General features: G+C 70.1%; 22 protein-coding genes. 5 read left to right on the top strand and 17 right to left on the bottom strand.

Annotated elements, in window-relative coordinates; all coding sequences use genetic code 11:
- Positions 1-104 precede the first annotated feature (104 nt).
- The 7 genes from FB559_RS36740 to FB559_RS36770 all read right to left on the bottom strand — a co-directional run bounded on the left by FB559_RS36740 (position 105) and on the right by FB559_RS36770 (position 5,805).
- Positions 105-785: a DUF1707 SHOCT-like domain-containing protein gene (locus FB559_RS36740; RefSeq protein ID WP_246122723.1), complete on the bottom strand. Its 681-nt coding sequence runs from the start codon at positions 783-785 to the stop codon at positions 105-107.
- An 87-nt stretch (positions 786-872) separates the two neighbouring features.
- Positions 873-1,733: a calcium-binding protein gene (locus FB559_RS36745; protein WP_141962245.1), complete on the bottom strand. Its 861-nt coding sequence runs from the start codon at positions 1,731-1,733 to the stop codon at positions 873-875.
- A gap of 126 nt (positions 1,734-1,859) precedes the next feature.
- Positions 1,860-2,441 carry a DUF305 domain-containing protein gene (locus FB559_RS36750; protein ID WP_221640604.1) on the bottom strand — a complete coding sequence of 194 codons (582 nt, stop codon included), beginning with the start codon at positions 2,439-2,441 and terminating at the stop codon, positions 1,860-1,862.
- 117 nt (positions 2,442-2,558) lie between these two features.
- Positions 2,559-3,773 (bottom strand): PP2C family protein-serine/threonine phosphatase, encoded by a 1,215-nt coding sequence (locus FB559_RS36755; protein ID WP_221640605.1) that lies wholly within the window; start codon positions 3,771-3,773, stop codon positions 2,559-2,561.
- 73 nt (positions 3,774-3,846) lie between these two features.
- The gene (locus FB559_RS45005) at positions 3,847-4,251 is read right to left on the bottom strand and encodes an STAS domain-containing protein (protein WP_141962248.1); all 405 of its coding nucleotides are present in this window, start codon (positions 4,249-4,251) and stop codon (positions 3,847-3,849) included.
- Between the two features lie 14 nt (positions 4,252-4,265).
- Positions 4,266-5,219 (bottom strand): IS481 family transposase, encoded by a 954-nt coding sequence (locus FB559_RS36765; RefSeq protein WP_141962249.1) that lies wholly within the window; start codon positions 5,217-5,219, stop codon positions 4,266-4,268.
- 220 nt (positions 5,220-5,439) lie between these two features.
- Positions 5,440-5,805: an STAS domain-containing protein gene (locus FB559_RS36770; RefSeq protein ID WP_141962250.1), complete on the bottom strand. Its 366-nt coding sequence runs from the start codon at positions 5,803-5,805 to the stop codon at positions 5,440-5,442.
- 135 nt (positions 5,806-5,940) lie between these two features.
- On the opposite strand from FB559_RS36770, the gene FB559_RS36775 reads away from it, so the two are divergent.
- The gene (locus tag FB559_RS36775; protein ID WP_141962251.1) at positions 5,941-6,891 is read left to right on the top strand and encodes a sensor histidine kinase; all 951 of its coding nucleotides are present in this window, start codon (positions 5,941-5,943) and stop codon (positions 6,889-6,891) included.
- Positions 6,892-6,965: 74 nt separating this feature from the next.
- Here the strand turns inward: FB559_RS36775 and FB559_RS36780 are convergent, their stop codons facing one another.
- Positions 6,966-7,289: a hypothetical protein gene (locus tag FB559_RS36780; RefSeq protein WP_221640606.1), complete on the bottom strand. Its 324-nt coding sequence runs from the start codon at positions 7,287-7,289 to the stop codon at positions 6,966-6,968.
- 212 nt (positions 7,290-7,501) lie between these two features.
- Here FB559_RS36780 and FB559_RS36785 point away from each other — a divergent pair, with 212 nt between their 5' ends.
- Together FB559_RS36785 and FB559_RS36790 are read left to right on the top strand one after the other, a co-directional pair.
- On the top strand, positions 7,502-9,298 hold the full coding sequence (locus FB559_RS36785) for a thiamine pyrophosphate-requiring protein (RefSeq protein ID WP_141962252.1): 1,797 nt from the start codon (positions 7,502-7,504) through the stop codon (positions 9,296-9,298).
- Complete coding sequence (locus FB559_RS36790) at positions 9,295-10,251, top strand: TIGR03557 family F420-dependent LLM class oxidoreductase (RefSeq protein ID WP_141962253.1); 957 nt, start codon at positions 9,295-9,297, stop codon at positions 10,249-10,251. Before FB559_RS36785 ends, FB559_RS36790 begins: the two co-directional genes overlap by 4 nt.
- Before the next feature lie 127 nt (positions 10,252-10,378).
- Here the strand turns inward: FB559_RS36790 and FB559_RS36795 are convergent, their stop codons facing one another.
- The 4 genes from FB559_RS36795 to FB559_RS36810 form a co-directional block, all read right to left on the bottom strand.
- The gene (locus FB559_RS36795) at positions 10,379-10,606 is read right to left on the bottom strand and encodes a hypothetical protein (RefSeq protein ID WP_141962254.1); all 228 of its coding nucleotides are present in this window, start codon (positions 10,604-10,606) and stop codon (positions 10,379-10,381) included.
- 60 nt (positions 10,607-10,666) lie between these two features.
- Positions 10,667-10,951 carry a hypothetical protein gene (locus tag FB559_RS36800; RefSeq protein ID WP_246122725.1) on the bottom strand — a complete coding sequence of 95 codons (285 nt, stop codon included), beginning with the start codon at positions 10,949-10,951 and terminating at the stop codon, positions 10,667-10,669.
- A 200-nt stretch (positions 10,952-11,151) separates the two neighbouring features.
- Positions 11,152-11,577 carry a hypothetical protein gene (locus FB559_RS36805; RefSeq protein ID WP_141962255.1) on the bottom strand — a complete coding sequence of 142 codons (426 nt, stop codon included), beginning with the start codon at positions 11,575-11,577 and terminating at the stop codon, positions 11,152-11,154.
- A 307-nt stretch (positions 11,578-11,884) separates the two neighbouring features.
- Positions 11,885-12,475 (bottom strand): double zinc ribbon and FHA domain-containing protein, encoded by a 591-nt coding sequence (locus tag FB559_RS36810; protein ID WP_141962256.1) that lies wholly within the window; start codon positions 12,473-12,475, stop codon positions 11,885-11,887.
- Positions 12,476-12,671: 196 nt separating this feature from the next.
- Between FB559_RS36810 and FB559_RS36815 the strand changes: the two genes are divergently transcribed.
- Complete coding sequence (locus tag FB559_RS36815) at positions 12,672-13,001, top strand: hypothetical protein (protein WP_141962257.1); 330 nt, start codon at positions 12,672-12,674, stop codon at positions 12,999-13,001.
- Positions 13,002-13,034: 33 nt separating this feature from the next.
- Here the strand turns inward: FB559_RS36815 and FB559_RS36820 are convergent, their stop codons facing one another.
- The 4 genes from FB559_RS36820 to FB559_RS36830 all read right to left on the bottom strand — a co-directional run bounded on the left by FB559_RS36820 (position 13,035) and on the right by FB559_RS36830 (position 17,722).
- Positions 13,035-14,015 (bottom strand): ArsR/SmtB family transcription factor, encoded by a 981-nt coding sequence (locus FB559_RS36820; protein ID WP_141962258.1) that lies wholly within the window; start codon positions 14,013-14,015, stop codon positions 13,035-13,037.
- 200 nt (positions 14,016-14,215) lie between these two features.
- Entirely contained in the window at positions 14,216-16,084 is a 1,869-nt protein-coding gene (locus FB559_RS36825; protein ID WP_141962259.1) for a Xaa-Pro dipeptidyl-peptidase, read from the bottom strand.
- Between the two features lie 666 nt (positions 16,085-16,750).
- A complete protein-coding gene (locus tag FB559_RS44280; protein WP_185792650.1) occupies positions 16,751-16,921 on the bottom strand; it encodes a hypothetical protein in 171 nt (56 codons plus the stop codon).
- 66 nt (positions 16,922-16,987) lie between these two features.
- Positions 16,988-17,722, bottom strand: a complete 735-nt coding sequence (locus FB559_RS36830; RefSeq protein WP_185792651.1) for an ArsR/SmtB family transcription factor — start codon at positions 17,720-17,722, stop codon at positions 16,988-16,990.
- A gap of 64 nt (positions 17,723-17,786) precedes the next feature.
- On the opposite strand from FB559_RS36830, the gene FB559_RS36835 reads away from it, so the two are divergent.
- Entirely contained in the window at positions 17,787-19,160 is a 1,374-nt protein-coding gene (locus FB559_RS36835; protein ID WP_221640607.1) for an MFS transporter, read from the top strand.
- A gap of 2 nt (positions 19,161-19,162) precedes the next feature.
- On the opposite strand, the gene FB559_RS36840 is transcribed toward FB559_RS36835, so the two are convergent.
- Entirely contained in the window at positions 19,163-19,816 is a 654-nt protein-coding gene (locus FB559_RS36840) for an SDR family NAD(P)-dependent oxidoreductase (protein WP_141962260.1), read from the bottom strand.
- Positions 19,817-19,826: the final 10 nt, after the last annotated feature.

A 19,826-nucleotide genomic window follows, 5' to 3' on the forward strand; every position in this document is an offset into this window, starting at 1 on the left:
TGACGCTCACAACTGTCCACCGTAGGCGCCGGCACGGGGCTCCCACCCGAATCCCGGATCATTCCCACGGTCGCGCCGACGGGTACGCCTCATGCGCCGGGGCGTCAGCGCGACAGCTTGCGCTCCCGCTGTCTCTGTTTGCGCTCGAGCCGGCGCCGGGCGCGTTCCAGCCGGGGATCAGGTGCCTCCGCACCGGCGGGACGCCGCTGGACCTGGACACTCCCGCAGAACGCCAGGCCGGTGATCGTGACGCGGGGCGCACCGGGTGTTCCCGGCCCCTCGCCGTGATGGTCGAAGCCGCCGATGATCCCGGTGCCGCCGATGTGGACATCGGCGTCCTCGGGCACCACGACGGTGATGGTGCCGATGATCGCGGTGGCGTGGATGGTCGTCTCGCCGTCGATGAACCGCGCCTGACGGAGGTCGATCTCGCCGTTGCCGATCACCGCCAGCCCGCGGAAGGCGCGCCCCACCATCCACCGGCCCCCGCGCTCGAACCCGGCGATGATCCCGACGTCTCTCGTCGAGGTGGGTGTCGCGCCTGCCTCGCCGGCCGGCCGTGGTGGAGAAACCCTCAGGTCGTGCGTGAGCGTCGTGAGCTCGGCGCCGGTCCTGGCGGCGTAGGCCGCGGCCAGCCGCTCCTCCAGCTCCGGCATCGTGAGCCGGCCCTCCGCGAACGCCGCCCGCAGCGCGACCGTGACGCGCTCGCGGTCGTCATCGGACGCTCGGACGCCGGGTACGGCCGGGCGATTCTCGGGCCCCACGGCCTCGGGCGAGTCTCCCACGCGGCGAGCTTACGGCGCGGGCGCCGCACAGTCACGAGGGCCGTCCGCGCCGCCGGACCGCCGGTCAGACCCTTGTGCACCGGTTCGTCAGCTCACGATCTGGGTGACCTCGCAGCCGGCGAACCGGTCCGGCTGCTCCGGGAGACCCGTGAGGTCGGAGATGCAGTGGTCGGTGCCATCGCCGCCGTCGACGGTGCCGCCGCCCCGGCCGGTGAGCTGGTCACCGCCGCCCAGGCCCTGGAGCACGTCGTGGCCGCCCACGGCCGTGAGGGTGTTCGGGCCCGCGTTGCCGGTCAGTACGTCGTCCCGGATGGTGCCCTGGAGGTTCTCCACATCCGCGCCGATGGTGTCACGGGACCCCGCGGGGCCGTCCTCCGAGCCGCCGTCGTCGCCCGGCGCGCCGTCCAGATCGGCACGTACGCCGGTCCTGATCGACGTTTCGGAGTAGTCGGCGGTGTCGGACCCGCCGCCGCCCAGCAGCACGTCCGCGCCGAACTCGCCGGTCAGCAGGTCATCCCCCGAGCCGCCGACGAGGCGGTCGTCGCCCGCGCCGCCCATGAGGTGCGCGCCGAGGCTCGTCGTGTTCGTGATGACGTCGTCGCCGTCCAGGCCGCGTACGACGATGGAGAAGTTGGATGAGGCACACCGCGCCTGGTGCGCGGTCACCATCGTGCATCCGGCACCCGCGGTGAAGGTCGCGGTGGTGTCGGTGACCGTGAGGAACCCACTGCCGGCGGCGATGGTGATGTGGTCGTCCACGCCCACCGGCGCGTCGTACTTCAGGACCCCCGCGGCGCGCACGACGCCGGGCTGGCAGTCGCCGTAGCAGGGCTTCGCCGTCGCGGCCGGTACGGACAGCGCGCCCGGCAGGGCCGCCAGCGCCGCCGCACCCCCGGCGACGCGTATCGCGTCGCGCGAGAAACGGTGCTTTCGCCTGTGAACGGACATGGAATCCCCCTCGTCTCGGCAGGGACCCCGGTGCCTCGACCGGCGATCCCGCACTTCCACAGCTGAGGCGTTCCATCCCGTTCCACGCCACCGTCTCGCCCGCGGCGAGCCCTGCGCCGTCATCGGCTACATCGCGGTGAGCAGCTTCCGCATCGCCCGGATCTCGGCGGACTGGGCGGTCACGATGCTGCCCGCCATGGCCCTGGCCTCCGCGTCGGAGCCGCGGGCCTGTTCGGTCCTGGCCATGGTGACGGCGCCGTGGTGATGTTCGATCATCATCCGCAGGAACGCCTCGTCGAACCGCTCGCCGGACAGCGCGCCGAGCCTCTTCATGTCCGCGTCGGACATCATCCCGTCGCCCATGTGCATGCCGCCTGGCGAGGGCATGGGTGTCCCCCATTCCTTCAGCCAGCCGGTCATCGCATGGATCTGCGGGTCCTGGTCCCGCGCGATCCGGGCGGCGAGCCGCCTGACCTTCGAGGAGGACGCCCTTTGGGCCGCCTGCTCGGCCATGGCGACCGCCTGTTGATGGTGCGGAATCATCATCTGCACGAACCTCGCGTCCTGGGCGTTGTGCCCGGCCGTCGCCGCCACGGAACCGGCGCCCCTGGGGTGGCCGGCCGTCGAGTGGCCCGCGTCCTTTTCGTCCACGCCGCCGCAGGCGCCGAGAGCGAGCGCGGCGACCAGCACGGACATCGTTCGTTTCATGCGTGTAGACATTCCGCTCCCACGCTGCGCCGAACCAGGCGGCCTTTCGCGCCGGCGAGGCACCCGGCCATCGGCTCGGTGACCCGGCATGGACCGGGCCCGCGTACGGAGCGCCGGCTACGGCATGCGCCGCAGGGTCAGCAGGGCGATGTCGTCGCGTACCGTCTCACGGCCGACGAGCGCCGCCATCACCGACGCGCAGACCGTGTCGGGCGGCCCGGGTACGACGGACTCACACAGGCGGGCCAGGTTGGTCTCGACCGTGGTATCCCGGCGTTCGATGAGACCGTCGGTGTAGAAGCACAGCACGGAACCCGGGGGGATCGGCACTCTGGTCGACCGGCGTCGCGGGACCTCGTCGACCCCGATCAGGATGCCCTGGTCGATCTCCAGCAGGGTGGCGGCACATCCGGGGGCGGCGAGCACCGGAGGCCAGTGACCGGCCGAGGCGATCCGCGCCGACTCCAGTTCGGGGTCACAGACGGCGTACAGCACAGTGGCCATGATGCCGCCCTCGAAATGCTGCATCTTCCGATCGAGCTTGTCGAGCACCTCTGCCGGATCGTCGAACTCGAGCGCGTAGGCGCGGAGCGCGCTGCGCATGCGACCCATGATCACGGCGGCACGCAGTCCCTGGCCGGCCACATCCCCCATCACCACGCCCAGCTCACCGGACGGAAGCGTGAACACGTCGTACCAGTCTCCGCCGACGATGGCCGTCCCCGGGCTGTACCGGGCGGCCATCTCGATGCCGGGGATCACCGGCAACGCCGCAGGCACCAGGCTGCGCTGGAGCTCCCTGACCGCCGCCCGTTCGGACCCGGCGCGCAGCGAACGCGCGGCCATCGCCGCACGGTCGGCGGCGAGCCGGAGGAACTCCACCTCATCGGGGGTGAACCGGCGGCCGGTGAACGTACCGACGTGAAGCACACCCAGCAGGTCGCCTCCGATCAGCAGCGGCGTACCCAGCAACGAACGTATGCCGCGCTGCACCAGGAGCGGATTGACGACGTCCGCGCTGTCGATGTCCTCGATGATCACCGGACGACGTTCGGCGGCGACCCGCCCGGCGAAGCCCCTGCCCACGGGGACCTGAACGCTCTGGCGGACCTCTTCCTCTATCCCACGGGCGGCGACCGCGACCAGCCGGCGGCCGGAGTCGTCGAGCAGCAGCACGACAGCGGTGTCGACCTGGAGGATCTCGCGGACCCGTTCGAGGAGCTCGCCCAGCAGACCCTCGTCGTCCAGGTGCGAGAGCGCGGCATCAGTGATCGCCTGGATCTGCTGGAGCCTGACCTCGGCGGTAGCCGACAAGTCGGTGGGTGTCGTCACAGACCAAAGCCTACGGCTCGCCCCAGGTCCGAGCTCTCCCCAGCATCGGCGGTCACCGGATACCAGGCGGCCGTCAGCCGGCCGGTGCCTGCCCCCCGGGGTCCCGCCGGGTCGCCGAGACGACGGCGCTGCCGTCACGGACGGCACTGATGGCGGCCTCGACGGTGTCGCACACCGCGACGACCCGGACCAGCTGGGTGATCTGCAGGACGTTGCGAGCCTGGGGCGATGGCGCGGCCATGGCCAGCGAACCATCGTGGGGACGGAGCCGGTGCACCATGCCGACGATGACCCCCAGGCCGATGGAGTCGATGAAGTCCACACCACTCAGGTCGAGCACGAGCCGATGACGGCCTTCGTCGACGAGACGAACCAGCTGGTCGCGGAGTGGTGGCGTGGTCTCCACGTCCATCGGCCCGCTGATCGTCAACACGGCGATGCCGTCGTCGGTGACGGTCGACTCGACGCTGAGATCCATGCATCCTCCAGCGACTAGGTGTTCTGTCCCGTGAGGTTGGGGATGCGGCTGGCGGGTGGTTGGCCTTTCAGTGCGGTGTGTCCGCGGTGGTGGTTGTAGGCGTGCAGCCAGTCGGGGAAGGCTTGGCGTCGTTCGGTCTCTGATCGGTAGGGGCGGGCGTAGGCCCATTCCTCCAGCAAGGTGCGGTTGAGTCGTTCGACCTTGCCGTTGGTCTGGGGCCGGTAGGGGCGGGTGCGTTTGTGGACGATGCCGGCGGTGGCCAGGACGTCGCGCCAGGGGTGGGATTTGTAGCAGGCGCCGTTGTCGGTCAGGACGCGTTGGACGATGATGCCGCAGGAGGTGAAGAAGGCCTGGGCGCGGGTCCAGAACGCGGCGGCGGTGTGTTTCTTCTCGTCGGTGAGGATTTCGCTGTAGGCCAGGCGGGAGTGGTCATCGACGGCGGTATGGATGTAGCTGTACCCGGCGCCGGAGCGGGTCTTACGCCCCGCCTGGCGGCCTAGGGTCTTGTGTCCGCCGCCGTCGGGGATGTTGCCGAGTTTCTTGATGTCGACGTGGACCAGGTCGCCCGGTGCTTGGTGTTCGTAGCGGCGGATCACCCGGCCGGTCGCCCGGTCGGTCCAGGCCAGCCGGTTGAGCCGGTAGCGCACCAGGACCCGGTGCACAGTGGCCGGGTTCAGATGCAGCAGGCCGGCGATCCGCGCCGGTCCCCACCGCCGCGCCACCCGGACCTTGATGATCCGCCGCTCGGTCCGGGTCGGGGTACGCCGTGGGCTGGTGTGTGGGCGGCTGGAACGGTCGGCCATCCCGGCCTCACCGTGGGTGCGGTAGCGGCTTGCCCACCGCTGGGCGGTCGTGACCGAGACCTGGAAGCGTTCAGCGGCCCGCCGTAGCGGCCAGCCGTCCTCCACGACACAGCGGGCCAGGCGAAGGCGTCCGGTCTCACTCAGGGGTGCGTTACGGTGCGGCATGAGGGCCTTTCTGGTCGCCGGTGCAGATGTCGCAATCCACACCGAGCCAGAAGGCCCTCACCTATTTCAAGATCATCGCACCGTGTCGCCGTCACCAACCTCCGTGGTCAGTACAACTAGGGCCCGCACGCCCCGCAAGTCCTCGGCGCGCCTGCCGAGACTAGCCGACGGGTACACCGCACCCGAACCGCCCTCGGACTCGGGTCCGGACAGCCCGCGGCTAAGGGAGGGCCTCGTCGAGGGTGGCGTGGATGGCGAAGGCCCGGTCCAGCCCGGTGAGCTCGATGATCCGCGATACCGATGGAGTCAGCCCGGCCAGCGCGATGGTCCCCTCGTGTTCGGTGGCCCGGCGACGGGCGCGGACGAGGACGCGGACGCCCGTCGAGTCCATGAACGCCAGACGGCTCAGGTCGAACACCAGATGCGCAGACGGGTCCTGCCAGGCGATCCGCACCGCCTCTTCGGCCTCGGCGGCATTGGTGACATCGAGCTCTCCCGCGAGCGTCAGGACCACGCACTCCCCGGCCGTGTGCGTGACGACGGTCAGCTGTTCCCCCATCTGGTCCCCCACCTCGACCTCGGCCATACGTCAGTAGCTCCAGCGGGATGATAGCCCGACGATCAACGGCTCGATCGAGGGTGGCGCGGTCACCGTATCGGCGTCGTTCCGCGGCCTGCACGTACCATCGCATCGTACGACGGGGATTGGAGTACGCGCGCGATGAGTTCAGCGAGTTCCGCACAGGTAAGGCCGGTCACGGAGCCGTTCGTTCATCCCGCGCTGTTCTACCGCGGTGTCCAGGGCTACCTGGCCGGCACGGTGCCCTTCATCCGCGAAGGGCTGAAGCTCGGCGAGCCGGTCGCGGTGGCCGTCCCGGGGCGGAACCTGCCGTTGTTGCGCTCCGAGCTGGGTGATTCCGCCGCCCAGGTGCGATGGGTCGACATGGCCCAGGCCGGCCGTAACCCCGGGTGGATCATCCCCGGGGTCCTGCGCGGATTCGCCGACGCTCATCCCGACGGCCGGGTACGCATCATCGGACAGCCGATCTGGCCGGGTCGCAGCGAGGACGAGTATCCGGCGTGTGTCCAGCATGAAGCGCTCATCAACCTGGCGTTCACCGGCCGCGCGGTCACCATCTTGTGCCCGTACGACGCCGACGAGCTGCATCCCCGTGTCCTCGCCGACGCCGCCGCCACCCATCCCCTCCTGATCGACGACGACGGAGAACACCACAGCGCCGCGTACGCGCCCGAAGACATCAGGGAGACGTACGACCCGCCGCTGGCCGAGCCCGACGGCCGGCCCGTGCTGCTGGCCTTCGACGAGACGAACCTCGGCCAGGCCCGGGCGCTGGCCGCCGAGCACGCCCGCCGGGCGGGCCTGGCCGCCGACCGCGTCATGGACGTGGAGCTCGCCGTGAACGAGATGGCCGCCAACAGCCTCGCGCACGGCGGCGGAGCGGGCAGCCTGCGAGTCTGGAGTCAGGACGTGTACCTGGTCTTCGAGGTCCAGGACACCGGGTTCATCTCCGACCCGCTCGTGGGACGCCACCCCCTCACGCTCGACATGGCCGGCGGCCGGGGCGTACTCGTGGTCAACCAGCTGTCCGACCTGGTCCGGATGCACACAAGGCCGGGCGGTACGACGGTTCGAGCCCACTTCGTCCTTTGACGGAGGCACGACGTCCTTTGACGGAGGCACGACCGACGCGGACTCTGACGGGGACGGTGAGTGCCCGTGCGGGCTCAGGCTTGCTCCAGCACTTCGCCGACCTGCCGGAGAGCCTTGTTGTTGCGCTTGGCCGCCAGGAGATGACCCGCCCCGACGACGGCGGCCACCGGCCACTCGATCACGCCCACCACGGCGAGCAGCCCCAGCCCGCCGAAGAAGACCAGTTGATCGCGGCAGGGAAGGGTGACCAGGCCCAGCCCGGGCACGTTCAGGCGAGTGCCCTGCCCGATCCGGGGCACGGCTCGGCGGCCGCCGGACCGTCGTACCGGCCCATGGCCCGCCGGCCTGGATGACGCGCGCTCACGCGGCGTACGTTCGGTGACTTTCGCCGTCGGCATCACAGATTCCCCCCGGAAACACTCGGCAGCACGTAGTTGAGTGTTTCCCCTCGGCGATCCCGCCGACGCGGATGACCGCGGCCCGGCTGACGGTCGACGGCAAGGATGAGCCGGGTGAAGCAGGCAGGTCCGATTACCTGCGCATCGGGTTTCAACCGCGCCAGCCGGGAAGCGGACCCGGTAGAGCCGATATCCCCGCGGAGGATCTGGTCATGGCGCTCACTGTTGGGGACTACCTGCTGAAACGTCTACGTGAATGGGATGTGGAGTATCTGTTCGGCTACCCCGGTGACGGCATCAACGGGATCATCGCGGCCCTCGGCCGTGCGGACGACCGTCCCGAGTTCGTCCAGGCGCGGCACGAGGAGATGGCCGCCTTCCAGGCCGTGGGGTACGCCAAGTTCAGCGGCAGGCCCGGCGTGTGTCTCGCCACCAGCGGGCCCGGCGCGATCCATCTGCTGAACGGGCTGTACGACGCCAAGCTCGACCATGTGCCGGTCGTGGCGATCGTCGGCCAGACCGCACGCAGCGCCATGGGCGGCAACTACCAGCAGGAAGTCGATCTGCTCAGCCTGTTCAAGGATGTGGCGAGCGCGTACGTGCAGATGGCGACCGTACCCGCGCAGTTGCCCAACCTGATCGACCGGGCGATGCGGATCGCCATCGCCGAACACGCACCCACCGCCATCATCATCCCCTCCGACCTCCAGGAGGAGGCCTACCAGCCGCCCGCGCACGCGTTCAAGAACGTGCCGTCCTCCGCGCCCGGCCACACACCCTCGGTGACCCGCGCCGCCGACGACCAGATCGAACGTGCCGCCGAGATCATCAATGCCGGCTCCAAGGTGGCGATCCTGGTCGGCCAGGGCGCCCGTTCCGCCGCCGCCGAGGTCATGGAGGTCGCCGAGCTCACCGGTGCGGGCGTGGCCAAGGCCCTGCTCGGCAAGGACGTCCTGCCCGATGACCTGCCCTACGTGACCGGCGCCATCGGCCTGCTCGGGACCCGGCCCTCCTACGAGCTCATGCGTGACTGCGACACGCTCCTGATCGCCGGCTCCAACTTCCCCTACTCCCAGTTCCTGCCGCCGTTCGGCCAGGCCCGCGGAGTGCAGATCGACATCGACGGCCGCATGATCGGTATGCGCTACCCCACCGAGGTCAACCTCGTCGGCGACGCGGGCGAGACCCTGCGGGCGCTCATCCCCCGCCTGCGCCGCGCCGAGGACCGTTCCTGGCGCCGGACCGTCGAGGAGAACGTCACCCGCTGGTGGGACACGGTCGAACGCCAGGCGATGGTGGAGGCCGACCCGATCAATCCGATGCTGCTGTTCTGGGAGCTGAACTCACGGCTCCCGGGCAACGCCATCCTCGCCGCCGACTCCGGCTCGGCCGCGAACTGGTACGCCCGCGACCTGAAGATCCGAGCCGGGGTCCGCGGCTCGCTCTCGGGCACCCTGGCGACCATGGGATCCGGAGTGCCGTACGCGATCGGCGCGAAGTTCGCCCACCCGGACCGGCCCGCCATCGCGTTCGTCGGCGACGGCGCCATGCAGATGAACGGCCTCGCCGAGCTCATCACGATCAAGCGCTACCACTCCCGGTGGAGCGACCCGCGGCTGATCGTGGCGGTGCTGCACAACAACGACCTGAACCAGGTCACCTGGGAACTCCGGGCCATGGGCGGCGCGCCGAAGTTCGAGGAGTCCCAGACCCTGCCCGACATCTCCTACGCCGCCTTCGCCCGCTCGATCGGCCTGGAGGGCATCGAGGTCGACAAGCCCGAGGCGGTCGGACCGGCCTGGGACCGGGCTCTGGCCGCCGACCGGCCGGTCGTCCTCGACGTGCGCTGCGACCCCGATATCCCGCCCATCCCGCCACACGCGGACTTCGAACAGATCAAGGACGCCGCCGAAGCCATCATCAAGGGCGACCCGGACGCCACCGGCATGGTCAAGAAGGGTCTCAAGACCAAGGCCCAGGAGCTGTTCGGCCGCGGAGGAGACAAATGACCAAGGTCGGATACTTCCTGTCCAGCGAGGAACACGCGCCGCGAGAGCTGATCCGGCAGGCGCGACTCGCCGAACAGGCCGGTTTCGAGGCGTTGTGGATCTCTGACCACTTCCATCCCTGGCTCGACGAGCAAGGACAGAGCTCGTTCGTGTGGTCGGTCATCGGCGCGATCTCCCAGGCGACCTCTCTGCCCATCACCACCGCCGTGACCTGCCCGCTCGTCCGTACCCATCCGGTGGTCATCGCCCAGGCCGCGGCCACGAGCGCCACTCTGACGGACTTCACGCTCGGCGTCGGTACCGGCGAGGCGCTCAACGAGCACATCGTCGGATCCTCGTGGCCGCCGGCGGAGGAACGCCTCGAGATGCTCGAGGAGGCGGTCGGGATCATCCGCCGCCTGTTCACCGGCGAGCTCGTCACCCATCACGGCAAGCACTACGACGTCGACACGGCCCGGCTCTACACCCTGCCGGACCGCCTCCCGCCGATCTACATGTCCGGCTTCGGCGAGAAGGCGGCGACGCTGGCCGGGCGCATCGCCGACGGCTTCATCTGCGTCGAGCCCGACCCCGGCCTGCTGGCCGCCTTCCATTCCGGTGGAGGCTCGGGCAAGCCGGCGCAGGGCGGCCTCAAGGTGTGCTGGGCCCCGGACGCCGCGCAGGCACGCGGCACCGCGTACCGGCTGTGGCCCAACGACCAGCTGCCGGGCGAGGCCGCCCAGCTCCTCCCCCTGCCCCGGCATTTCGGTCAGCTCGCCGAGCTGGTCACCGAGGAGGCGGTCGGCCGCAACGTCCCCTGCGGCCCGGATCCGCAGACGCACCTCGAAGCGCTCCAGGCCTACCTGGACGCGGGCTACGACGAGGTGTACGTGAACCAGATCGGCCCCGAGCAGGACGGCTTCTTCGCGCTCTACGCCGAGCAGGTCCTTCCCGAACTGAAGAACCACGAATAGGGCACCGGCGTGCGCCCACGGACCGGCGACCGCCCCGCAGCCGGTGTCCGGCACGGACATACGGGGCGGCATGCCGCGGATTCGCCTTCCCGGGCGCCGGCCGGACCGGGAGGCACTCCGCCGGGAGTCAGCTGGTGTCCATGGAACGCTGCTGGCCGGGGTAGCCGGGGATCTGCTCCGGCAGCCCGACCATCTCGTCCGGACGCGCCTCGTTCAGCTCCCGTGTCGTCGGCGGCACGGGACCTTTCTCCGGCGGATCCTCGTGGGACGTCTCCGCGTCGACGGCGGCTCCCGCGTTCACTCCCTGCGGCTCGATGAGGGAGTCCTGAAAGTCCGCTTGACCGTTTTGACTCATACGTCCCGCTTACCCGGTACGAGAAAAACAATCATGAAGGCAGGGCCGTAGAGGCGCAGGTCAGGTGACCGGCATCTTCTCTCGCATGCTGGCCTTCATGTGCTCGACCTTCTCCGAGGGGCGGGTCTCGCCCATCTCCTCCTCCATGCGCATCGCGTTGCCCAGCGCGAAGAAGGTCGGTGCCCACTGCCCGACGAAGATCCCCCAGCGGTCGGCCCGCGCGATGCCCTTCGACTCGAGGTTGCGTGAGGTGACCCACGACGCGATCGACAGACCGATCGACGCGAGACCGGCCGTGTAGAGCATCGACGAGCTGATACCGGCCTTCCGCATAATCTTGATCATGACATCCCCCCTGAGCTGCCTGTTTGCTTGTCGTCTTGCCTACCCCGATCGCGAGAGGCCACCCTGACGAGGAGCTTCCCCGCTGCGGTGGCCGGCCCGCGAGGGTCCGCCCATGGCGCCGGCGCACCGTCGGAGCGCGGACACGATCCGCCCGGCGCCGACGAGAAGGCCGCCGCCGACCGCCCGGCTTTCCGGGCGGTTCAACTCTCCGGCCCGTACGAGCCCGGTGACGTGCTCATGGATCCGTGCGCATCGCGGACGGGCTGTGCGAGAGCGTTCTGGCGCCGCGTCAGTGCGTCGAGTCGTTCGCCTGACATGTTCAGGGCCTGGAGTACGGCTCCCAGGAGCTCGTGTTCCTGGTCGCTGAGCACCTCACCACTCGCCCGTAGGGCGGTGACCAGCCTGTCAACGGCCTGCTCCCACCGTCCGGCCGCCGCGGCGGCGTTGACCTGCTCTCGAACCTGCGCCGAGACCCGGCCGGCAAAGCGGCCGGGCAGCCGGCGCATCGCCTCGGCCAGCTCCCGTTGCTCTGTACGTGTCCCCGGCATGGCCAGCTCATAGGGATCATGCGTGTTCGACCTCGCGGACAGACCGAGGAACTCCAACGCCTCATCCAGCACACTCATCCATCCCCCTAGACGGTGTCCCCAGGCCGGACCGGCCGGTCATCCCCTTCGCCGCGCTACATCCGCACGGATCGCGGCCGGCTCGGCACGATCTTCCGGCATCCGTGAGGAATCCCCTTGCGGAGCGGTCGACAAACGCCGGGTGCGGGCGGGGCCCCCGGCGATCCCACCCGCGCGGATACGCGGCGCGCACCGTGCCCCGGCCGCGACAGGACGGTGCCGCGCGATCCAGACCGGCCGCTGGCCCCGGCTCGATCTCACCGGGCCCCGGCCGGCCGCCTGACCGCGCGGCACGACGCTGAGACGCTTACGGCAGCCAACGCCTCCACCAGCCACGCCGCGAACGGCGCACCGGCTCAGCCGGGTCGGCGGGTACGTCTTCGAGCGCGTTGCTGAGGTACACCAGGCGGAACTTGCCGATCTGGACCTCATCGCCGTTGGACAGTACTGCCTCGTCGATCCGCTGACGGTTGACGTAGGTGCCGTTGAGGCTGCCGGCGTCGCGTACCGAGAAGTGCGCGCCGTGCCGGTAGAACTCGCCATGGCTGCGGGACACGGTCACGTCGTCAAGGAAGATGTCGCTTTCCGGATGGCGGCCCGCGGTCGTGGTCCTACGGTCCAGGAGAAACCTGCTTCCGGCGTTCGGTCCTCGTCTGACGAGGAGGAGGGCGGTGTTCGCGGGGAGTGACTCGACTCCGAGCTGTTCGGCCGCCGGCTCCTCGGCCTGCTCGGCTTCGACGGCCGCTTCGATCGCGCTCAGCGACATCGTCGACGTCGAATCGCCGGACTCGCCCATCACCGGCGGAACGCCCCGGGTGAGCGGAGTGCCGCAATTCGAGCAAAAGTGGGCACCCTCTGCATTGGCGTGACCGCACTGCGTGCAATAGACGCTCGGCATATTCGGCTCGGCCTCCTTTCTTTGGCCTCAGGGGGCTCGTGGCACCGTACGGCACGGACGACGAACACTCACCACCGGATCGTCCGCCCCCTCCACGGCACACTCCCGAAGCCTCTCGCGTACGCGGCGACTCAGCGTCACACCTATGGTTGATCTTTCCCGAAGTTCGGTGCCGTCGAATGTGGAAGGAGCACGTGTGAGGATCCCGAGGCGTCTCAACGCCGCGCTGGACGGGGCCGCCCGAAATGCCCGAGTCATCCTGGTCGTCCTGCCTCTGGTGGTCGCCGCGGTCGTCGTGCTGTGGATGCCCGCACTGGCAGCGTTCGCGGTTGGCGTCGGTGTCGGCGGTGTGGTGGTCCACGTCCGGATGAGTGCGAGGGTGGCCCGGCTGCGGGCCGAAGCCGACGACCTGCTGCGGGAGAACGGTGCGCTGCGACACGAGAAGACCGTGATCGCCAAGGCGACCGTCACGTCCGGGAGCGTGCTCACGCAGAAGTTGCCGAGCATCCCCGAAGAGGACGGATAGCGGCGGCCGCCTCCCGGCCGTGGTGCGCGTTCCTCAGGGAAGCCGTGATCGGCCGGTGAGGACGGCCTGACCGAGCGGCGTGAGCGTATGCCGCACGGCGCCGCCGTCCCGGCGGGTACTGATCAGGCCCGCTTCACGCAGGACCGTCGCGTGCTGGCTGGCGGATGCCACCGAGGTGTCGGTTCTGCGGCTGATGTCCGTGGTGGTGCCGCCGCTCTCCACGGCGCGGAGAACGGCGGCGCGTGTACGGCCCAGCAGCTTGACCAGGGACCGGTCGTCCGCGTGCGCGGGCGCTTCGGAGGCGAGGCGGGCCTCGGTCGCGATCGGGTACACCAGTACGGGCGGCAGCTCCGGGTCGACCAGCGTGACGGGAGTGCGCCAGCAGAAGTACCCCGGCACCAGGAGCAATCCGCGGCCGTCGAGGACGAGGTCCTGCCGGACCGGGTAGTCGGCCTCCAGGACGGGCGGGTTCCATCGCATCAGCGGCTGGAAGCTGTTGAGCAGGCTTTCGCAACCGCCCACCGCGAGGGAGCGTACGCGCCGCTCCCGGTCCGCCTCGACGGACGCCTGGACCAACGCCCAGTCGGGAGCGATGACGGATCCGTGGTACGCGCGGAACGCGCTGTCGAGAACGTCGACGGTCTCGATGTCGCCGGCCGCCAGCCGGCCGGTCCAGCTCGGCAGCCGGCGGAGAGAGGCGAGGATCCCGAGGTCCTCCCGCAGCCGGGTACGGGGGGTGGAAAGGACCTTGTCCAGGCCGTGCTCCAGGCTCGGGCTGCCCTCGGGCGGGGTCAGGAAGTCCGGGAAGTACGCCGCGTGCGGCGCGAGAGTGATCAGCGGGCGGACCCATCGGCCGAGCCGGCCGCGGACCTGGCGTCGCCAGCGGTCGAAGACGACCGCGCCTTCGCGGTTCTGCAGGAGTTGCAGGCTGGAGACGATCTCCCACATGACGTCCGCACCACGCATGATGCGCGTCCGTGCCAGGTCATCGGCCGTGAAATGGATCCGCAGCATACGCCCTCCGGCGATCCACCGTCGCCAGCGGTGAGACCACTGTCGCCGAACCCACTTTCACGGACCGTTCGCGCCGCCGCCATCGGGGAAAACACTGACATTGCCAACGAACCGGCGGCGACGCCGTTCAGGCGGTGACCACTGACGTCCCGCCGTGACCACGCGACGGCCGGTCGCGTGATCACGGCGGGACGAGATCGTCAGCGGGGGGCGACGGGCAGATGAAGGACGTTGCCTCCGGGCCGTAGCGTGACCTTCGTACCGGCCGGGTAGCGCAGCGTGTAGTCGTAGTCCGTGGAGATCACGACCACGCCCAGCCGGTGACCGGCCTTGAAGACGTAGTCGTTCGGCTGGAAGTCCCAGCGGAAGTCGTACGCCTTCCCCGCCTTGAGCGGCTCGGTGCGTGAGGGGTCGTGCCGGTTGCGCGCGTCCAGCCAGCCACGGGTCACGATCTTGAACGGCTGGGTCTCGGTCACGTGCGCCGTGCGGGTCGTGCAGCCCGAGTCGCCGGGAACGCTCTCGCCGTAACAGACCTGCTCCCCCGTGCTCGCCACGGCACCCGTCGGCCGGGTGTCGGTGCCGTAGTCGACGAGCAGCGCGGTCAGGTACGGCGAGCGGCCGTCCAGAGAGGCGCGCAGCGAGATCGTCGGCGTGCCGCCCACGCGCATGGGCTTCGTGAGCGCGGGCGTGAGGTAGACCAGCCGGTTCGGATCCGGCTGCGTCCAGTTGTCCGCGAGCTGCTCGGCGGTGCGGGTACGGCCCTCGTCGATGAGCGACTGCGGCGCGCCGTACCGCGCCTTCGTGCTCAGCTCACCCGAGGGGTTCAGATGCAGGTCGAGCGTGCGGGTCCCCGGCTCCGGCCAGTCCGAGTGCTGCTCCCACTGACCGGGAGCCCGCTCGATGTCGACGCGCGGCTCCTTCATGATTCCGTTCTGGATGCCGTACAGCCAGTAGTCGAACCAGTGGTGCGTCTGCCGCAGCCATTCCTCGACCCGCCAGCGGAACGGCGTGTTGTGGTTCGCCTGGTGCAGCCAGAGCTTGCGGGGCACGTTGTTGCGGGCAAGGGCGTTCCACCACTGCACCGACTGCTTGGTCTTGACGTTCCAGTCGTTCAGCCCGTGCACCACGAACACGGCCGCGCGGACCTTGGCTGCGTCCTGGACGTAGTTCCGCTCGTTCCAGAACCGGCTGTAGTCGCCGGTGTCGCGGTCCTGTCTCGCCTCGATGTCGTCGATGACCTTCTTGCAGATCTCGCGGTCGGCACGCGTGTAGACGTACTTCGCCAGGACGTCGAGGTCCTCGCCCTGGAATCCGCCGGGTGCGAGCACGCCGCCGTTCGCACGGTAGTAGTCGTACCAGGAGGAGATCCCCGCGATCGGCACGATCGCCTTGAGGCCCTTCACCCCGGTCGCCGCCGCCATGTTCGGCAGCGTCCCGTCATAGGACTGGCCGATCATGCCGACGTTCCCCGTGGACCAGGTCGCGGTGACCGGCGTGCCGTCCGGCGCCCAGCCGCGCGCCCGGCCGTTCAGCCAGTCGACGACGGCCTTGGCACCGGCCTGCTCGTTGCGGGCTCCGGAGGTCGGGCAGCCGGTGGAGCCGCCGGTGCCGAGGCTGTCGACGTCGGCGACGGCGTAGCCGCGCGGCAGGAAGTAGTTGTCGTAGTAGCCCGGGAAGGTGGCGGCCAGGGCGTCGTCCGGGCGGTTCTGGCGGGCGTTCCGTGCGCCCAGGGTGCTCACGTCGTCGATGTCGACGTCGTGGTTGGTGATGTCGTTGCCACCGGCCCAGTACGGGCTGGGCTCGACGATGGTGGGCACCCGGAGTCCCTGGTCGGTCTCCTTCGGGCGCATGATCCGCAGCTGCACCCGGTCCCGCGTTCCGTCCGAGTCGCTGTCGACGGGGACCTCGATGTTGACGGTCTGGGTGACCGCGTCGGCGCGGGAGAAGATCGGCTGCGTCTCGCCGCCGGTGACCTTGATCGCGGGTTTGTGATCGGCGTGGGCCGGTACGGCCGACCCGGTCACGATCGCGCCCGTGAGGGCGATCGCGCCGAGCATACGTCGTCGCATGGGGGGCTCCGTTGACGGGGGATTACGGCATGTGACATTTCATGCAAAAAGGTTAGAAGTCGCAATAGCTAGCGAGCAGGCGACCGATTCCGGTCGGGCCGTCGGGTGCACCGCGGAATGCCGTACGGCAGGGCACGCATGCGCCGGCACGACCGGCCCCCGAGACCGGCGATGGTCGCGGCCGCAGGCCGCAACGACGGCGAGCGCGGCGGGGATCCGACGGGGGCCCCGACCCCGAGAGCCCGCTTCGGACCCACCTCCCCACCGCGCGTCCGTTCTGGCGCCTATCTGCGGTGAATGCCACCTAAAGCGGCTTGAAGAGGATGCCGATTAAGAATTTTGACATGGCTGGAAAACGGGGATCGTCAACGGCGAGCCCGTGTTCTCTCGTGGCGTGACAAAGCCGCACCTGGGCCGATCCCGCTTTGTCCGGCCCTCACCGTGGGAGCGACCGAGCCGGATGGGGAGACGACCTGACCTTCTGGAGGAGAACACAGAAGGAGCGCCGGCCGCCTGGTCGCCATCAACGACCGCTTCGCGGATCCGCCCGGTCCGGCCGGGCGGAACCGCGTGGGGCAGTGCGCTCCGGCCTGTGAACTCGGTGACCGCCTTCGCAGGCCGGAGCGTCCGCCCTGGCCTGGAGTGAGATCCCGACCGTCCCGGCGATCAGGGAATGATGACCTCGGTCGAGGAGACGACGCGCACCGACGTGACGGGGATCCCCTCACGCTTACAGCGGTCCAGGACGTAGGCCCGTAGCGACGGGCTCAGGTCCTCCAGGTGGTTGCGGCTCTCGATGGGGCCGTTCTTAGACGTACGCGGTCTCTGAGAAGTCAACTCGATGATCGCCTCAATGGCAGAAGGGGTTGTCCGAACGCTGTCACGAATAGTATCCGTGTATGGTCAGCGGTCCCGTCGAGCCGGTACGGCGGGCGGGTCGTCCCAGTCGAAGGGGACGCCGAAGGTCGCGTGCAGGCCGGTACGGCCCGCCTCGGTGAGCTGGACGACGCGCCGGGCCCGACCCCGGCGCAGCCATTCCAGCGCGAACAGCCGGGCCGCCATGGCCGCGCCGAGCGCACCGGCGAGGTGGTGGCGATTCTCGCCCCAGTCGACGCAGTACCGGATCGCCGGCCGCCGCCGGGAGAACTCCTCGACGTCGATCCCGAACTCCCCCAGCCTGCCGAGGCCGTCCGGGGTGATCCGGTAGCTGCCGGCCGTACTGGCGAGAACACCGCCGTCCACCAGCGCGGCGAGCAGTGCGACCCCGAGCCGTCCGGCGAGGTGGTCGTAGCACAGCCGGGCACGCAACAGCGCCTCTGCGCGCAGGCCGTCACGCAGCGATCGGACCGGCAGTGGCCGCGCGATCCTGGCCAGCTCCTCCAGTGCCCGTGCCACATCCGTACCGGCCAGGCGGTAGTAACGGTGCCTGCCGTCGTGCTCGACGGTGAGCAGCTTCGCCTCGCGTAGCCGGGTCAGGTGGCCGCTCATCGTGGACACGCTCACACCGGCCTCGGCCGCCAGTGCGCTGGCCGGGAGCACTCCGCCGTCGGCGAGCGCGCGCAGCACCTTGGTCCGTGACGGATCGCCGATGGCCGCCGCGACCTCGGCGATGTCGGTCTCCGTTGCCGCGTTCCACATGACACCAGTGTAGGACGGCGACATTTCGGCGATCACCGTAGTGATCCGGCCGGAGACTGGCGGCATGACGGTCACCATGCGGGAACGGAATGCGTCCCCCACCAAGACCGGCCGGCTGCCACTGGCCGCGGTCTGCCTGGGATATTTCCTCGTCATCTTGGACGTCACCGTGGTCACGGTCGCGATCTCGGCGATCGGCACCGACCTGCGCGCGGGGCTGACCGCGTTGCAGTGGGTCGTCGACGGCTACACGCTGGCGTTCGCCGGACTGCTGCTGTTCTGCGGCGGGCTGGGCGACCGGCTCGGCGGGAAGCCGGTGTTCCTGGCCGGGCTGGTGGTGTTCACCGCCGCCTCGGCCGGCTGCGGGCTGGCGCCGTCCGCCGGTGTGCTGATCGGTGCCCGGCTGGTGCAGGGTGCCGGCGCCGCGGCGATGGTGCCGGCCTCGCTCGCGCTGCTCCGCAATGCCTATCCCGACCGCGGGTCGCGGGCACGGGCGTTCGGCGTCTGGGGCATGGTCGCCGGAATCGCCGCCGGTGCCGGTCCGGTGCTCGGCGGGGTGCTGGTGTTCACGGCCGGCTGGCGGTGGGTGTTCTTCGTCAACATCCCGTTCGGCGTGCTCGGGTTCCTGCTGACCATGAGGTACGTGCCGGCGCCGTCACCGGTCCGCGGCCGGGCGGGGCCAGACGTGCCGGCCCAGCTGACCGGCGCGCTCTGCGTCGGCGGTCTGACCTGCGCGCTGGTCGAGGCCGGGGCGCGCGGCTGGACCTCGCCGGTGGTGCTGGGTGGCCTCGGCCTGTTCGTGCTCGCGTTGCCTGCCTTCCTGCTGCTCGAAACCAGGTCGCGGGCGCCGATGCTGCCGCTGACACTGTTCGGAGGACGGCGGTTCCGCGCGTCGGCGGTCATCGGCGTACTGCTCAACCTCGGGTTCTACGGCCTGCTGTTCGTCGTGCCGCTGTACTTCCAGCGGGTACAGCACCTCAGCCCGCTGATGACCGGACTCGCCATGCTGCCGATGGCGATGATGCCCCTGATCTCCTCGCCGCTGAGCGGCCGGATCGCCGCACGCACCGGCCCGCACCCGCCGATGGCGATCGGGCTGGTCATCGGCGGGGCCGGGCTGCTCGGCTGGCTCCTGGCCGGCCCGGACACGAGCTACTGGACGCTCGTGGCGCCGATGACCCTCAGCGGTTTCGGGACCGGTCTCACGATGCCGGCGGCGACCTCGGCGATCATGGAGGCGGCACCGGCCGAGCTCGGCGGGGCGGCGTCCGCGGTGTTCAACGCCGCCCGCCAGACCGGAAGCGCGATCGGGGTGGCCCTGGTCGGCACCCTGGTCGCGGGCGGTGGTCTCGTGGCCGGCCTGCACGCCGATGTCATCGTCGGCGGTCTCGGCTTCCTGGCCGCCGCCGCCCTCACCGTGGTCACCATCCGCCCGTGAGCTCATCCACCGCACACGGTCTGGAACTCTCCGCGCTCGATGTGCCGCCGCCACAGCACTTCGGCGATCGCGGCGGGTTCGTGCCGCAGTCCGGGACCGAGCGCACCGACGATCGCGGTGTGCGCCACGTGGATGCCCTCGTCCGCCAGGACCTCGTGGAGCATACGGGCGTAAGCGACCTCGGCGGCGCATGAGATGGCGGAGCTCGCGCGCTCCGCGCTCGGTGCGACCGCCGCCCCGCCCGTGGTGAACAGCAGGGTCCCGCTGCCGCGCCGCCGCATCACGGGAAGCACCGCCTGCACCGCGTCGACGGCACCGAGGACGCTCAGCTCCAGCGACGCGTGGACGTCGTCGGAGGTGGTGTCGGCGACCGGCTTGATCCAGTCCAGGCTCGGCAGCGGGCTGTACAGCAGGACGTCGACCGGGCCCAGCCGGTCGGTGAGTTCACTCAGCGCCGACGCCACGCCGGGCGGACGTCTGACGTCCGCGACCGCGCCGGCGGCCTTCACCCCGCTCGACTCCAGGCCGTGAACGAGGTCCTCCAGCCGCTCCCGGCCGCGCGCCACGAGGCCGACGTCGAACCCCTCGGACCCGAACCTGGTGGCGGTGGCCAGACCGAGGTTCGGCCCCGCTCCGATGATCGCCAGTGTGGGCATCCATCCTCCT

The organism is Actinoallomurus bryophytorum, from assembly GCF_006716425.1.
GTDB lineage: Bacteria > Actinomycetota > Actinomycetes > Streptosporangiales > Streptosporangiaceae > Actinoallomurus > Actinoallomurus bryophytorum.

Coding starts and splice junctions, on each gene's coding strand:
- FB559_RS36745 (WP_141962245.1), bottom strand. CDS start 1,733: ATGTCCGTTCACAGGCGAAAGCACCGTTTCTCGCGCGACGCGATACGC.
- FB559_RS36750 (WP_221640604.1), bottom strand. CDS start 2,441: ATGAAACGAACGATGTCCGTGCTGGTCGCCGCGCTCGCTCTCGGCGCC.
- FB559_RS45005 (WP_141962248.1), bottom strand. CDS start 4,251: ATGGATCTCAGCGTCGAGTCGACCGTCACCGACGACGGCATCGCCGTG.
- FB559_RS36765 (WP_141962249.1), bottom strand. CDS start 5,219: ATGCCGCACCGTAACGCACCCCTGAGTGAGACCGGACGCCTTCGCCTG.
- FB559_RS36770 (WP_141962250.1), bottom strand. CDS start 5,805: ATGGCCGAGGTCGAGGTGGGGGACCAGATGGGGGAACAGCTGACCGTC.
- FB559_RS36775 (WP_141962251.1), top strand. CDS start 5,941: ATGAGTTCAGCGAGTTCCGCACAGGTAAGGCCGGTCACGGAGCCGTTC.
- FB559_RS36780 (WP_221640606.1), bottom strand. CDS start 7,289: ATGCCGACGGCGAAAGTCACCGAACGTACGCCGCGTGAGCGCGCGTCA.
- FB559_RS36785 (WP_141962252.1), top strand. CDS start 7,502: ATGGCGCTCACTGTTGGGGACTACCTGCTGAAACGTCTACGTGAATGG.
- FB559_RS36790 (WP_141962253.1), top strand. CDS start 9,295: ATGACCAAGGTCGGATACTTCCTGTCCAGCGAGGAACACGCGCCGCGA.
- FB559_RS36795 (WP_141962254.1), bottom strand. CDS start 10,606: ATGAGTCAAAACGGTCAAGCGGACTTTCAGGACTCCCTCATCGAGCCG.
- FB559_RS36800 (WP_246122725.1), bottom strand. CDS start 10,951: ATGATCAAGATTATGCGGAAGGCCGGTATCAGCTCGTCGATGCTCTAC.
- FB559_RS36805 (WP_141962255.1), bottom strand. CDS start 11,577: ATGAGTGTGCTGGATGAGGCGTTGGAGTTCCTCGGTCTGTCCGCGAGG.
- FB559_RS36810 (WP_141962256.1), bottom strand. CDS start 12,475: ATGCCGAGCGTCTATTGCACGCAGTGCGGTCACGCCAATGCAGAGGGT.
- FB559_RS36820 (WP_141962258.1), bottom strand. CDS start 14,015: ATGCTGCGGATCCATTTCACGGCCGATGACCTGGCACGGACGCGCATC.
- FB559_RS36825 (WP_141962259.1), bottom strand. CDS start 16,084: ATGCGACGACGTATGCTCGGCGCGATCGCCCTCACGGGCGCGATCGTG.
- FB559_RS36830 (WP_185792651.1), bottom strand. CDS start 17,722: ATGTGGAACGCGGCAACGGAGACCGACATCGCCGAGGTCGCGGCGGCC.
- FB559_RS36835 (WP_221640607.1), top strand. CDS start 17,787: ATGACGGTCACCATGCGGGAACGGAATGCGTCCCCCACCAAGACCGGC.
- FB559_RS36840 (WP_141962260.1), bottom strand. CDS start 19,816: ATGCCCACACTGGCGATCATCGGAGCGGGGCCGAACCTCGGTCTGGCC.